This is a genomic window from Mycobacterium sp. (assembly GCF_035499775.1).
In the GTDB taxonomy this organism is placed as follows: Bacteria; Actinomycetota; Actinomycetes; order Mycobacteriales; family Mycobacteriaceae; genus Mycobacterium.
On record NZ_DATJYB010000109.1, the window covers coordinates 1 to 13,150 of the forward strand.

Here is a 13,150-nt window from a genome sequence, read left to right on the forward strand (position 1 = left end):
CAGTGCACGGCCAGTACGCCAGTATTGATCCTTCGACTCTTCCCTCCAACGAACTTGTATTACTGCCGGGGTCGACGGGTGTACCCAGCCCTAGTGGCGAAGCGATGAATACCAGCTACTACATGATCACCCCACCGGGGCTCCCGCTGGTGGCACCGTTGCGGGCCATCCCGCTGATCGGAAACCCTCTTGCCGATCTGGTCCAACCGGATTTGACGACGCTCGTCAACCTGGGCTACGGCAACCCGAACTATGGTTATTCGGCTTTCCCGGGCGACAACGTCGGGGCGAACGTGCAAACGACGTTCGGGGTATTCCACCCCGTGAACGCGAGCCTGGTAGCAAACGATCTGGTGACCGGCGCCCAGCAGGGAGCCAACGCCTTCGTGAGCGACCTTTCGAGCCTGTCGCTGGCCAGCGTACAATCCGGCATGTCACACACGCTGACGTCGATGGCGGGAACGGGCCACACACTGACGGCGGGGCTGGCCTCGGCGCTGGCCTCCCCGGCCAGCTTCACCGATTCCCTGCAGACGTTAATCGCCAATTCCGGCAACGCTATTACGAGCGCGGGTGCGTCGCTTACGGAAATTATCCAGCCCACCATCGATGTCGCAAATGCGCTAGTGACCACTATGCCGATCTACGACGTCAACCTGTTCCTGCAGGGAATCGGGCAAGCGGCCGGCGGTGACGTCGTCGATGGACTCGTCAATGCCTTCCTCCTTCCGCTGGCCGCCGACACGGCATTGTTAACGCTCGCAGGCGGGTTCGAACTCGTCATCGTGATGAATGGCGTCGGAGGGGCAGTCAGCGCCATCGGCGGTCTCGTCTAAGAACTCACGCGGCTCCGGTCGCGCACCCGTCACTGCGAAACCCCTTATCGCAAAGGATGGCCGATGACCAACTTGATCGCGCAACCGGAGTTGATGGCAGCGGCCGCCGCGGATTTGGCAGAGATTCGTTCGTCGCTCGGTGCGGCGAACGCGGCCGCGGCCGGCTCGACCACGGGTCTGTTGCCAGCGGCCGCCGATGAGGTGTCGGCAGCCTGCGCAAAGCTGTTCAGCACGTACGGGCAGGAATACCAGGCGGTCATCGCCCGGATGTCGGCCCTGCACGGCCAGTTCGCCCAGGCGGTCGCCGCCGGCGGATTGTCCTACGTGGAGACCGAGATCGCCAACGCCGCAGCCGCCGCAGGGGGCTCGTTGGGTGGCGGCACCTCAGCAGCTGCGCCTCCGGTTACCCCGCCTCCCCCGCCAGCACCGGTCCCCGACCCCGCCCGAACCATCAGCCTGATCATGGGCGCCAGCGGATACCCGATACCGTCGGAAGAGTACGTGCAAGAGCTTCTCCCGCTGTACTATCCGTCCTCCGCGCTGAGCCCCAGAATCGGCCTGCCGACGCCCGAAGGCCTCTACCCGCTGACCGGCGTAAAGGACCTGACCCTGCAAGTGTCGGCGGCCCGGGGCGCGCAGATCCTGCAGGACGCCATCCTGCAGAACGTCCCCGCCGGCACCGACACCGGGAATCCGTTCACCATCAACGTGTTGGGATACTCGCAGAGCTCCTCCATTTCGTCGATGGTGATGCAGACGTTCAACCCCCACAACATCCCGGGCGACACCACGGGACTACCCGAGGGCGTGAACCTGCACTTCACGTTGCTCGGTGACCCGAGCAATCCCAATGGCGGCCTGCTGGCGCGTTTCCCTGGCCTGAACATCCCGAGTCTTGGCATACAGTTCGGGCTCGCGACGCCGGACAATTCCTTCCCGACCGACATCTACTCGATCCAATACGACGGCTTCGCCGACTTCCCGCAGTACCCGATCAATGTCTTGTCGGATTTGAACGCGTTCTTGGGCATCATCGAGCTGCACGGTCAGTACCCCTACATGACGCCCGACCAAATTACCAACGCGATTTCGCTGGGCAACGGCGGTTCGCTGACTAACTACTACATCATCGACACGGGCCACCTGCCGATCGCGGATTTCATCCGCGACATCCCAGTCGTCGGCAACCCGCTTGCAGACCTGACCGAACCCGACTTGAGAGTCCTGGTCAACCTGGGCTACGGCAGTGTCGACCACGGCTATTCGACCAGCCCCCCGAATGTTCAGACCCCGTTCGGGGTGTTCTCCGGCGTGCCCCCGCAGGAGATCATTGCTGCGCTGAACACCGGTACCCAACAAGGGATTCACGCCTTCTCGCACGACCTCGGCACCATGCTCACCACACCTCCGACAGGCCCGACCGGTGCACTGACGCACCTCGAGCAGTTCGCGACGAACGTCTCGAACTACGCGTCAGACAATCTCACGACGTTGTCGACGAAGGTCTCCTCGGCGCTGTCCTCGCCCGACAGCTTCATCTCGTGGCTGCAGGCGGCGAACACCAGGGTCGCCGATGCGATCTCGTCGTCGGCCTCGGACGCTTACGCGACGTTGCTCCCGACAGCCGATATCGTCAACGGCCTGGTGACCGCCTTGCCGTCCTACGACGTCAACCTGTTCCTGGACGGGACGGAGATGATTCTCAGCGGCGATATCACCGGCGGGCTGACCTACGCACTGGGCGCTCCGATCGCCGCCGACACCGCGGCGGTGGTGCTCTTGGGTGGATTCGAGTTCCGGGTCATCGAGCATGCGGCCACGTCGATCTACTACGACATCACCGGGAAGACGCCGCCGGGGCCCGGTGGGGGTCTCGGGGGGCCGCAGCTGTAATCTCTAGGGCTCCAAGACCAGCTTGCCGAGCACGCCGCCGTCGGCCAGGCACTGCAACGCCGCCTGGCCCTCGGAGAGCGGATAGCGCTGCGGCGGAGGCGGTTTCAGCCCCAGGGAAACCAGCTGACTCACACCCCAGGAGAACAACGCCGCCGAACCGGGGACCTTGTTCAGGTACTCGCCCCAGGCCACACCAACCACGCTGACGTTGCGCAGCAACAGGCGGTTGACCTTGACGGTCGGGATGCCGCCCGCGGCGAAGCCGATCACCAGCAACCTGCCGTCGATCGCCAGCACCCGAATCGCGTCGTCGAAGGCCGGGCCACCGATGGGGTCGACCACGATGTCGACTCCCCGGTCGTGGGTCAACTCGCGCACTCGCTTTGCCCGGCCGTCGGTGAGCAGTACCACCTCGTCGGCGCCCAGCGACGCGAGGTAGTCGATCGCCGCCTCGCGGTGCGTCACGGCGATCACATCACCTGACTCGCGTCCATCGCCTTGGCGATCTGGACAGCCGCCGTGCCGACCCCGCCGGCGGCGCCCAGCACCAGTACCGAGTCACCCGGCCGCATCGCGGCACGGCGAGCCAGGGCGAAGTACATGGTCTTGTAGTTCACCAACAACGAAACCGCTTGGGCGTCATCGAGTTCGGCTGGACTGCGAATCACGTTGGAAACCGGAAGCGCCACCCGCTCCGCATAGCCGCCGAGCAGGCCGAACGCCGAAACCCGTTCGCCCACATGGAAATCCGACTCAGGGGGCGCCCAACTCACCACACCCGCGGCCTCGGTGCCGGGCACGAACGGTGGCGGTAATTTGAGCTGGTACTCGCCCTTCGTCAGTAAGAGGTCGGGAAAGCACACCCCGGCGGCACGCACGTCGATGACGACGACGTCATCATTACCGGTGATGTCGTCGACATCCGTGTACACCATGCCGGACGGGCCCGACAGCTCCTGTACTACACAGGCTTTCACGGCTGGTAGCAGCCTTTAAAGTTTAAAGCCGGCCTTGTCCGCAGTAGACAGGTCGGTGATCTCGGCCCAGTGCGCGGCCACATCTGCAACCGTCGGCGGCTTGTCGAAGTTGGCGCCCGGGTTCTGGAATAGCGCCACCCGCTGCACCTTGCCGCCGCCGACGACGAAAACCGAAGCGTTGTCCGGACATTCCTCGGTGCACAGGTAGGCGACCACTGGAGCGACGAACTCCGGCGTGAGCTTCTCCAGCACCTCGGGCGGCATGATGTCCTGCGTCATCCGGGTAGCCGCGATCGGCGCAACCGCGTTGGCGTGGATGTTGTACTTGGCACCCTCCAGCGCCAGCGTGTTGATCAGGCCGACCAGGCCGAGTTTGGCTGCGCCGTAATTGGTCTGGCCGAAGTTGCCGAACAGCCCGCTGGTGGAGGTGGCCACGACGACCCGGCCGTAGCTCTGCTCGCGGAAATGCGGCCAGGCCGCGCGCACCACGTTGTACCCGCCGTAAAGGTGCACCTTGAGCACGGCGTCCCAGTTCTCCGACGTCATCTTGTGGAAGGTGCCGTCGCGCAGGATCCCGGCGTTGCTCACCACACCGTGCACCGCGCCGAACTCGTCGAGCGCGGTCTTGATGATGCCCGCGGCGCCGTCTTCGGTGGCGACGCTGTCGTAGTTGGCCACCGCCCGGCCGCCCGCCTCGCGGATCTCGGTGACGACCTGATCGGCCATGTTGTGTCCGGCGCCCGTGCCGTCACGCGCCCCGCCGAGGTCGTTCACGACGACGCTGGCGCCCTCCCGGGCCAGGGTGAGGGCGTACTCACGCCCCAATCCCCCGCCGGCTCCGGTGACCACGACGACACGATCCTGCACTCCGGGCATAAGGTACCTCTCGGCTGTAAGCGGTTGGTGGGCAAGAAAATCAGAACATACGGCGAGCGAGCTTTAGGGCCCGTTCGGTGTAGGGCGGGTAGAGGATGCTGGACATGTCCGGCCGGGTCGGCTTGGTCAGCACCGACTTGCGGTGGCTGAACTCGTCGAAGCCCCACTTGCCGTGGTAGGCGCCCATGCCGGAGGCGCCGACGCCGCCGAACGGGAGCTTGGCCGTCGACACCTGGAAGGCGAGGTGGTTGACCAGCATGCCGCCCGCCGGCACTTCCTTGATGAACCGTTCGCGGGTTTCGCGCGACTTGGTGAACAGGTACGCCGACAGCGGCTTGGGCCGCGCGTTGATGAAACTTATTGCATCGTCCAGGTTTTGGACGGTGATCACCGGCAGGATCGGCCCGAAGATCTCGTTGCTCATCAACGGCCCTTCTGCGTCGGGGTTGACGACCACGGTCGGCTGGATGCGCAGGCTCGACGCGTCGCATTCGCCGCCGGCCGCGACCTCGCTCTTGCCGTCCGCCTTCGCTTCCGAGATATAGCCGCTCAACCGGTCGAACTGACGCCGGTTGACGATGCGCATTCCGCTCGGGTCGTCTTTGGACCGGAACTTGGTGAGCGCGGCGCCGATCTTGCTGACCAGCTCGTCGCGGATCGACGCGTCGGCCAGCACGTAGTCCGGTGCCACGCAGGTCTGCCCGGCGTTCATGATCTTCAGCCAGGCGATCCGCTTGGCTGCGACATCGATGTCGCCATCGGCCGCCACGACCACCGGGCTCTTGCCACCGAGTTCGAGGGTGACCGGAGTCAGGTGGGGCGCCGCGCCCTCGTAGACCTTCCGGCCGATCTCGGTGCCGCCGGTGAACATGACGCGGTCCAGGCCCTGCGCGATGAGTTCCTGACTCACCATGCCGTCGCCCTCGACCACCGCGATCGCATCTTTGTCGAGGTAGCGCGGGACCAGCTCGGCCATCAGCCGCGACGACGCCGCGGCGATCTCCGACGGCTTGAGCACGACGGCATTCCCGGCGGCGATCGCCCCGACCGCCGGACCCAGCGTCAGGTAGAACGGGTAGTTCCAGGCGCCGATGATCAGCACGGTGCCGTACGGCTCGTACTCCACCCAGCCGCGACCGGGCAGCTGCGGCAGTTCCAGCAGCAGGTACTTGCGCCGGGTCCACCTGCGCACCTTCTTGGCCGCGTACTTCGCCTCGGAGAGGGTGGTCGCGACATCGGCGATGAAAGCCTCGGCCGGGCTGCGGTCCAGATCTTCGGCGAGCGCCTTGGCGATCGCGTCCTCGTTCTCCTCCATCATCTTCGCGAGCTGCAGCAGCTGGTGCTTGCGCCACTCGATGCTGCGGGTGCGCCCGCTGGCGAAGGTCTTGCGGAGCCGGGCCACCGTCGCGGCGACGTCGGTTGGCTGGGCCTCGCCGTTCTTCGCGGGAGCCTCGCCCTGTGCGTCTTGGGTCTTTGGTGTAACCGATTCGGTAGTCATCGTCGTCTTCCCTTCGGAACTTCCCAGACGTGCCCGCGTTTGTTCGCGCCGTCACACATCGGTGATAACCGCGATCCTAACCACCCGGCCGGAAGAGCAGTAGGAAAGATCCCCCGCAGCTGCCGACTCGGCTCCAGCCCTCAGGGCTTGGTGGCCGCGACGAAGCTGTTTACGAACGGCCGTGCATCCGACTCGGGCGAACGCCCCAGCCGAGTCGCTTCGTCGCGGGCACTCACCGACGCGGTGGCCCAGCCGTGTCCGGCGAACCAATCGGCAGGCTCGGTACGGCCGCCATGTTCAAACCAGAGGTCGAACGGGTTGAACGAGGTGTCCTCACCGCGCGCTTCCCGTTTGTCCCGCAGCTCCGCCCACTTCTCTTCGGCCTCTTTGCGTTTCGCCTCGTCAGCGCCGAAAATCTCGACGGCCACCCGGCTGCCGGGTCCGCTCAGCCTGTCGATGGAGGCGAACATGGCCTCCTGCGCGGCGGCCGGCAGGAACGGCAACAGCCCTTCGGCCAGCCAGGCCGTCGGCCGGTCGGCGTCGAACCCGGCGTCGCGCAACGCCTGGGGCCAGTCGTGGCGCAGGTCGACCGGCACCGCCCGCCGGTCGGCCACCGGCGCGGCGCCGTGCCGGGCCAGCGTCTCGGCCTTGTACTCGAGCACCTTGGGCAGATCGATCTCGTAGACGACGGTGTCGTCAGGCCAGGCCAACCGGTAGGCACGCGAATCCAGCCCGGCCGCCAGCAGCACGACCTGCCGGATACCGGCGGCGGCTGCGTCGGCGAAGTACGCATCGAAGAAATGGGTGCGAACGGCCTGGTAGTTCACCATCTGCTGAGCGCCGACCGCGAAATCGACCTCGGCCTCGTCCTTGTCGCCGGGGTCAACCGCCGACGACCACCAGGCTTCCACCTGCTCGCGGACGCCCGCCAACTCGGGCGTGGAGACCAGCGGCTGGGCGAACTGGTCCTGAATCAGAGGGTCAGCGCTCGCGGTCTCGCGCGCCCGGGCCAGCGCGACCATCACCGCGGTCGCACCGACGCTGGTGGCAATGTCCCAGGAGTCGTCCGCGGTGCGTGCCATTACAACCGCTCCGCCACCACGAAGTCGGAGAACGCGTCCTTGTCGTCGGCCAGCGGGACGTTCTCGATCCAGCGGCCCAGCCGTTGCATCTCGTCCGTCGAGCGATTCGCCTTGGCGCGCCAGCCGTGGTCGTTGAGCCAGTCCGTGACGTCCGCCCGGTGGTCGTCGCGATACATCAGCTCACCCACGTCGATCGTCTGGTGCTCCAAACCGATCTGCTCGGCCACTTTCTTGAACCGCTCACGCATCTGCTGACGCCGCTCGTCGGCGTGCGCGGGCGCGGTTTCGGCCGAGACGCGGCTGCCCGCCGGGCTCAGCTCGCCGATCTGGGTGAACAACCGGTCCTGGGCCTCGGCCGGCAGGTACATCAACAGCCCCTCGGCCAGCCAGGCGGTCCGCGCCGTCGGGTCGAAGCCCGCCGCACGCAGCGCGGCCGGCCAGTCCTGACGCAGGTCGATGGCGACCTCACGGCGATCGGCCGACGGCACCACGCCGTTCTCCGCCAACGTCGTGGATTTGTAAGCCAGCACCTGGGGCTGGTCGATCTCGTACACCGTGGTGCCGGCCGCCCAGTCCAGCCGGTAAGCGCGCGAATCCAGGCCCGACGCCAGGATCACCACCTGCCGGATACCGTCGGCGACGGCGTCCAGGAAGTACGTGTCGAAGAAGTTCGTCCGCACCGCCTGGTAGCCGCGCATGTGGCGCAGGTGGGCCGCGGATTCGGCGTCGATGGCTTCCACCTTGGCGGCGACATCAGGGTCGAGCATCGCCTCCCACAGCACGCCGGCTCCGGCGTTGGTGACCAGCAGTTTGGCGTACGGGTCGCGGATCAGCGGATCCGGCCCCTCGGATTCGACGGCGCGGGCAGCGGCCACCATCACGGCCGTGGTGCCGACGCTGGTCTTGATGTCCCAGCTGTCGTCGTGGGTACGCAGTGAACTCATCGAGTGCTCCCGGTGGGTAGTTATCGGGTTAATTGGATGGTCCGTCGAGACGGGCTCGCACCAGAGTGGTCCGAACTGCCTCGTCGGTCAGGTCTTCGGGTATCGGCCGGCCCAGTCGGGCCATCTCGTCGTGGTTGTTCACCCTGTGCACCTGCCAGCCGTGGTCGGCCAGCCACTGTGCGGCATCGGAACGGTCCGGTTCGTGGTAGGTGAGCGCCTCGACGTTGACGTCCAGACCCAGCCGGTCCCGCATTCGGTTCCAGCGCTGCGTGTTGGCGTGCGTGTTCATCTTGAACGCCTCGACGGCCAACCGGCTGCCCGGAGCGCTGAGTTCGGTGCACATCTGAAAGAGCCGGTCCTGCGCGTCGCTGGGCAGGTAGGAAAGCAGGCCCTCGGCCAGCCAGGCCGTGGGTCGGCTGCGGTCGAATCCGGCGGCCGACAGCGCGGCGGGCCAGTCGTCGCGCAGATCCACCGCGACGGGCCGCCGTGTCGCAGCAGGTCGAGCACCGTGCGACTCGAGGATGTCGGCCTTGTATTCCAGCACTTTGGGCTGGTCGATCTCGTAAACGACGGTGCCCGGCGGCCAGTTCAGCCGGTACGCCCGGGAGTCCAAGCCGGCGGCGACGATCACCACCTGGCGGATGCCGGCGTCGGTCGCGGCGGCGAAGTACTCGTCGAAGAAGTGCGTGCGCGTCGCCTGGTAGTCGCAGCCGGCCCGGTGGATGCGCTGCCCGTGCGGGTCGCCGTCGAGCCAGGCCAGGTTGGCATCGGCCAGTCGCGACCACGCGGGACCGGCAGCGGACACCAGAACTACGGCGAACTCGTCGCGAATCAGCGGATTCGGCCCCGCGGTTTCCACCGCGCGCGAGGCCGCAACCCCCAGCGCCGTCGCGCCAACGCTTTGGGTGATGGCCCAGGTGTCGCCGGCGGACCGCAACGAGGGCACCGGCGAGGGCAGGCCGTTGAGATCAGTCATTTCGCGACTATGGTACCCGAATAAGTTAGGCAAACTATGTGCTTTGTGGAATACATCACTGCCCCGATCGGCCCGGTTCAGTTAGCGGGCCGCCAGAGCCGGCCGGCCAGCAGCTGCTGCAACGACTCGGTGATCGCGTCCATCTCCCGGTAGCTCCGGACATAACCGGCATAGAAGCCGACGCCGCACAGCACGACCAGCAATGTCTCGGTCAATGCGGGGACATCAGTTTCGGCGGAAAGTTCGCCGCGCTCGATCGCGTCGTTGACGGTCCAAGTCAGAAAATCCCGGCTGATTTCGACAGGATCGTTTCCGGGCCGGGTCAATTCCGGATGCCGTTGCGATTCCATTACGGTGGTGACCAAAAACGCAGCGGTGGAAGGATTTACGTTTTCGGCCTGCATGGCCACGCTAATGAACGCCGCGAGCCGCCCCATCGTGGTGGTCTCGCCGCGGGCCCGTTCGATGCCGGCCGCGACGACGAGCCTGTTGGTTTGGTCCACCACCTCCCAATACAGCACTCGCTTGCTCGAGAAGTAGTGGTTGATCGCCGGTCGGGTCAGGTCGGCCTGGACCGCGATGGCCTGGAAGGTCGCACCATCGTAGCCGCGGTCGCTGAAGACCTGACGAGCCGCGTGCAAGATGCGCTTTCGCGTCTCGTCCGCCTTTGCTGCGGGAGGACGACCCGGCCGGCGACTCGCCGTAGGCGGCATTGCTAGATTGTGCCACCGCCACGATGCGGCTTAAGGGCATTTGGCGGGACATCAAGGAACTTGCCAGCCTGGTAGTCCTCGAACGCCTCGATCACTTCGGCCCGTGAATTCATCACGAAAGGCCCGTAGTGAAATACCGGCTCCCGAATCGGCTGCCCGCCGAGGATCAGCACGTCCATGGCCGTCGTTCGATGCGAATCCTGGACCGCCTCAGCGGCAACGGTAATGCGATCGCCGGGCCCGAGAACGGCCAACTGACCCTGCTGAATCGGGTGCCCGATCGGGCCGACATGTCCGCGTCCGGACAACACGTATACCAGCGCATTGAATTCACGTTGCCACGGAATATTGAGCCGTGCCCCATTCTCGATCGTCGCGTGCGCCAGCGTGATCGGCGTGTGGGTGACGCCGGGGCCGGGGTGGCCGTCGATCTCACCGGCGATGACGCGGACCAGCGCTCCGCCGTCTTCGGAGGAGAGCAGTTGGACGTCATTGCCCTCGATCGCCTGGTACCGAGGTGTCGCGAACTTGTCTTTCCGCGGCAGATTCACCCAGAGCTGGACACCGTGGAACAGACCACCGCTCTCGACCAGCTCGGCGGGCGGGGTCTCGATGTGCAGAATGCCGGAACCGGCCGTCATCCATTGCGTGGCGCCGTCGGTGATCAGGCCGCCGCCGCCGTAGGAATCCTGATGCGCGAACTTCCCGTCGATCATGTAGGTGACCGTCTCGAAGCCACGGTGCGGATGCCAATCCGTGCCGCGCGGCTCTCCGGGCTCGTAGTCCACCTCACCCATCTGGTCCATGTGCACAAACGGGTCGAGGACAGCGGTGCTGACTCCGGCGAACGCGCGGACCACCGGAAAGCCCTCACCCTCATAGCCGTGCGGCCCGGTGGTGATCGATCGGACCGGACGTTCGGTGTCGGCCGGGCTGGCCGGGCCCACCCGCGCCAACGTCAATGTGTCTGCGGTAACTGCAGGCATTTCCGTCTCCTTAAAGTTAGAGTTACCGATATAACCGGACTGCGGTCCGTTTATTCCTTGCCGTGCGCGTCCGCGCCAGCCGCCCATTAGTCCAGCCGGGTCAGGCGGACCGCTGGAAGCGGCCTCGGCACGCCCTCCACCGGCTCTGGGCGGTCCCCATGGCCCGCCGACAACACGGCTAGGCGACCGTTTTACGATGCAACGTTTGCTGTAAGTAGCGAAGGGTCGCATCATGCCCGATCCTGAGAAGGTCGGCGGCAACCAGTGAGCGGTCGACACGGAAGGGGAGACGGCGCATGGCGGTGGCAAACGCGGTAACCGACAGGTCCCGCGGGTCACGAGGCAGCTCTGCCGCGATGCGGCAGGCAGTCAGGTGGCTGCGCGCAAACGGCCTCGGATTGTTCAGCTTGGCGATCGTGGTCGGGTTCGCGGCCGGGCTTGGGGCGGCAGGATTCCGATACCTGATCTACGGGCTAACCTGGCTGGCCACCGGCCATACCGAGTTCGGTCAGCAAGGTTGGGTCGGTAGCGACCACCTGCCGTGGTTGGGGCTCGGGTTCTTCGTGGTCATCCCCGTTATCGGCGGTTTGCTGTATGGGCCGTTGATTGCACGGTTCGCGCGTGAGGCCAGAGGTCACGGGGTGCCGGAAGTGATGACCGCCGTCGCAGAGAACGGCGGTCGCATCCGTCCCCAGGTAACGGTGGTAAAGGCGCTCGCTTCGGCATTGTGCATCGGCAGCGGCGGCTCAGTGGGCCGTGAGGGTCCCATCGTGCAGATCGGCGCGGCGCTGGCGTCGAGTCTCGGTCAGTGGATGCGGTTACCAGAGAGTCGATTGCGCGTGTTGGTTGCCTGCGGCGCGGCCGGCGGCATCTCGGCGACCTTCAACGCGCCGATCACCGCAGTGTTCTTCGCTGTGGAGTTGATCCTGCGAGAACTCTCCGTCGAGGCGGTATTCACCATCATGCTCTCGGCGATGGTCGCCGACGTGATTTCTCGGGTCTTCTTCGGCTCGGCCCCCTTCCTGACTCAACTGCCCGCTGGCATCGAGCTCAACCACATCGCTAACTACCTGTTGATAGCCCTGCTCGCGGCGATCGCCGGCGTCATCGGAATTCTGTTCAAAACCGTCCTCTACCGGACCGAGGACTTGTGCGATCGGCTTTGGCGGCACCGCCCGGAGTGGGCACGCCCGGCAGTCGGCGGCATAGTGCTCGGTCTGCTGTTGCTGGCGGTACCGCAACTGTATGGCGTCGGCTACCCGGTCATGTACGCCGCGTTCGCCGGCCACTATGCGCTGTGGCTCCTGCTGCTCCTTGCCGCCGGCAAGATACTGGCCTGCAGCCTGACGATCGGAATCGGCGGCTCAGGTGGCGTCTTCGCGCCTTCGCTGTTCGTGGGAGCCACCTCCGGCATGGCATTCGGCATGTGCGTCACCCACCTGATCGGCCCAGCCGCGGGTGAGCCGGCGCTCTACGCAATCGTCGGCATGGGTGCGGTGTTCGCCTCTGCCGCACGTGCCCCACTGACTGCACTCGCCAGTACCGTCGAGATGACCGGCGACTTCACCTTGACCCTGCCGGTGATGCTGGCGGTGGCGGTCGCCACGACCGTGTCGCGCGCGTTGTCTTACGGCACCATCTACACCACCAAACTGCTTCGCCGCGGCATAGACATCGAACGTCCCAGCACCACCGACGCCTTTGCTGAGCTGACCGCCGCCGACGCCATGCACCCATTCGTCGACCCACTCGAACTCACCCTGCACGAGGTTCACCTGCACCAGGACTGGAAGGCCCTATTCGGTCCGATCACCCGCACCCGCGAAGCACAAGGGCTCTTTGCCGGTGACAGCCTCTCGCAGGGCCTGCGGGAACTCGTCGCCCATGGTCGTGACGGGCTGCTAGTTATCGACAACGCTGCCCACGTGGTCCGGGGATGGCTGACCAACCAGGACGTTATGCGCGCGGTCCGCGTTTACCTTGCCACCGACCACCGGGACGCCGTCGGCCTGCACCCCATTTCGGAAGGAGCCGACCACGAGGCGCAAGCCGCGCGCGAAGCACGCGGCCGAATCACGGGATACCAAATCGTCGAGAGAACTCTCACACCCGACTCGACCGCGATCGGCCGTAGAATCAGCGAAATCGACTGGCCGACAGGCTATTTCCCGGTATCGATCATCCATAAACGACGACTTGTCAACGCGGATGCGACTGTGCGACTCGCTGCGGGCGACCGCATCAACATCCTCGCCCCGGAAAACAGCGACGGAGAGATCCATGCGGCAGCGCCAGACACGGCCGACCCGTAGCGCCCGAGGATTCCGAAAAGGAGGCGCGCCCTTGCCGTGGGTCGGCAGGTTCGGCCA

Annotated in this window: 10 protein-coding genes and 1 pseudogene; 3 read left to right on the plus strand and 8 right to left on the minus strand. The window is 65.8% G+C overall.

Annotation, left to right across the window (positions count from 1 at the left end; translation table 11 throughout):
• Both VML93_RS07635 and VML93_RS07640 read left to right on the plus strand, forming a co-directional pair.
• On the plus strand, positions 1–836 hold an 836-nt coding region (locus VML93_RS07635), incomplete at its 5' end, for a PE-PPE domain-containing protein (RefSeq protein ID WP_325609273.1).
• Positions 837–899: 63 nt separating this feature from the next.
• Complete coding sequence (locus VML93_RS07640) at positions 900–2,729, plus strand: PE-PPE domain-containing protein (RefSeq protein ID WP_325609275.1); 1,830 nt, start codon at positions 900–902, stop codon at positions 2,727–2,729.
• A gap of 3 nt (positions 2,730–2,732) precedes the next feature.
• Here VML93_RS07640 and VML93_RS07645 read toward each other — a convergent pair.
• The 8 genes and pseudogenes from VML93_RS07645 to VML93_RS07680 form a co-directional block, all read right to left on the minus strand.
• Positions 2,733–3,706: pseudogene (locus VML93_RS07645) on the minus strand (NADPH:quinone oxidoreductase family protein).
• 15 nt (positions 3,707–3,721) lie between these two features.
• Positions 3,722–4,582: an SDR family oxidoreductase gene (locus VML93_RS07650; RefSeq protein ID WP_325609277.1), complete on the minus strand. Its 861-nt coding sequence runs from the start codon at positions 4,580–4,582 to the stop codon at positions 3,722–3,724.
• Positions 4,583–4,622: 40 nt separating this feature from the next.
• Complete coding sequence (locus VML93_RS07655) at positions 4,623–6,080, minus strand: aldehyde dehydrogenase family protein (protein WP_325609279.1); 1,458 nt, start codon at positions 6,078–6,080, stop codon at positions 4,623–4,625.
• Between the two features lie 140 nt (positions 6,081–6,220).
• Entirely contained in the window at positions 6,221–7,162 is a 942-nt protein-coding gene (locus tag VML93_RS07660; protein ID WP_325609281.1) for a class I SAM-dependent methyltransferase, read from the minus strand.
• Positions 7,162–8,097 (minus strand): class I SAM-dependent methyltransferase, encoded by a 936-nt coding sequence (locus VML93_RS07665; protein WP_325609336.1) that lies wholly within the window; start codon positions 8,095–8,097, stop codon positions 7,162–7,164. Before VML93_RS07665 ends, VML93_RS07660 begins: the two co-directional genes overlap by 1 nt.
• 37 nt (positions 8,098–8,134) lie before the next feature.
• A complete protein-coding gene (locus tag VML93_RS07670) occupies positions 8,135–9,082 on the minus strand; it encodes a class I SAM-dependent methyltransferase (RefSeq protein ID WP_325609283.1) in 948 nt (315 codons plus the stop codon).
• Positions 9,083–9,159: 77 nt separating this feature from the next.
• The gene (locus VML93_RS07675; protein WP_325609285.1) at positions 9,160–9,795 is read right to left on the minus strand and encodes a helix-turn-helix domain-containing protein; all 636 of its coding nucleotides are present in this window, start codon (positions 9,793–9,795) and stop codon (positions 9,160–9,162) included.
• 2 nt (positions 9,796–9,797) lie between these two features.
• Positions 9,798–10,781: a pirin family protein gene (locus tag VML93_RS07680; protein WP_325609287.1), complete on the minus strand. Its 984-nt coding sequence runs from the start codon at positions 10,779–10,781 to the stop codon at positions 9,798–9,800.
• A 296-nt stretch (positions 10,782–11,077) separates the two neighbouring features.
• Between VML93_RS07680 and VML93_RS07685 the strand changes: the two genes are divergently transcribed.
• Positions 11,078–13,093 (plus strand): chloride channel protein, encoded by a 2,016-nt coding sequence (locus VML93_RS07685; RefSeq protein ID WP_325609289.1) that lies wholly within the window; start codon positions 11,078–11,080, stop codon positions 13,091–13,093.
• The last annotated feature ends 57 nt before the right edge of the window (positions 13,094–13,150 follow it).

Bases quoted from the DNA above. Each gene is read 5' to 3' on its own strand.
- VML93_RS07640 (WP_325609275.1), top strand. From the start codon at position 900: ATGACCAACTTGATCGCGCAACCGGAGTTGATGGCAGCGGCCGCCGCG.
- VML93_RS07650 (WP_325609277.1), bottom strand. From the start codon at position 4,582: ATGCCCGGAGTGCAGGATCGTGTCGTCGTGGTCACCGGAGCCGGCGGG.
- VML93_RS07655 (WP_325609279.1), bottom strand. From the start codon at position 6,080: ATGACTACCGAATCGGTTACACCAAAGACCCAAGACGCACAGGGCGAG.
- VML93_RS07660 (WP_325609281.1), bottom strand. From the start codon at position 7,162: ATGGCACGCACCGCGGACGACTCCTGGGACATTGCCACCAGCGTCGGT.
- VML93_RS07670 (WP_325609283.1), bottom strand. From the start codon at position 9,082: ATGACTGATCTCAACGGCCTGCCCTCGCCGGTGCCCTCGTTGCGGTCC.
- VML93_RS07675 (WP_325609285.1), bottom strand. From the start codon at position 9,795: ATGCCGCCTACGGCGAGTCGCCGGCCGGGTCGTCCTCCCGCAGCAAAG.
- VML93_RS07680 (WP_325609287.1), bottom strand. From the start codon at position 10,781: ATGCCTGCAGTTACCGCAGACACATTGACGTTGGCGCGGGTGGGCCCG.
- VML93_RS07685 (WP_325609289.1), top strand. From the start codon at position 11,078: ATGGCGGTGGCAAACGCGGTAACCGACAGGTCCCGCGGGTCACGAGGC.